We start from the raw sequence: 868 nt of genomic DNA on the forward strand, positions 1-868 counted from the left end.
ATCGTCTCTGATAACTTCTTTGACTCGATTGGGACTTCTTTATAGTAAATGGATCTGTATACTTCAGGATCATTTTCGTCCAGTTCTCTGAGATCGATGAACTTTTCGCTCCCCAGCTTTCTGTATTGTTTCGGATCAAGTGCTGTGATACGCTCCTCTTTCTTCAATTTCTTCAATGACTGTGTGACGACATACGATCTACCACCCATATCATTGAACAATTTGTTATTCTGTGATCCAAGTCCGCTATCAGAACAATAGATGAATTCAGAACAGTCAAAATCACGTATGACCTTCTGCTCAAGAGGCTTCAATGTTTTCTGTTCATTCTGTTTGCCAGGATGTAGGTCGAAAGCAAGCGGGAAGCCATCAGCATCCATAAAAAGTCCCATGCCTATGATTGGATTAGGCCGATTCTCCTTACTTTTACCATATGTCTTACTACCACTCTCCTGTTCTATTTCAAAATAATAGTTTGTACAGTCATAATAAAGGATCTTGGTATTCCGTTTATGAAGGAAATGTGAATTACGATAGATCTCAGCCTGGATATAATCTGATTCATCGGCAATAACAGAAAGGGCGCGATAGACGTTTTGGAGAATGTATTTGGGCTGTTCCAGGAGCGTCTGAGCAAAAGCGTAAGAGTTTTTCTTACTGGAAGGATGAAGGATCCGTGCCAAAAGCAAGTCGGAAAAAATATCATAAAGATTGTATTCATACTGATGGCGTCTTTTGATATTACGGCAAATATTATCAAAGCGGAGAGAAGAAATGATAGATTGAAGGAAAAGGTATCCGCAGTTAAAAGAGCGCTGCTCATTTTTAGGGATATAGTGCGTAGGAGATAGGAGAACGGAAACGGCTT

At 39.9% G+C, this 868-nt stretch carries 1 pseudogene; it reads right to left on the minus strand.

The window, feature by feature from the left end:
• Window positions 1-868 (minus strand): annotated as a pseudogene (locus tag ACESPQ_RS20785) (transposase); the annotation flags it as partial.

It is taken from the genome of Clostridium sp. HGF2 (genome assembly GCF_964240115.1).
Lineage (GTDB): Bacteria > Bacillota_I > Bacilli_A > Erysipelotrichales > Erysipelotrichaceae > Clostridium_AQ > Clostridium_AQ innocuum.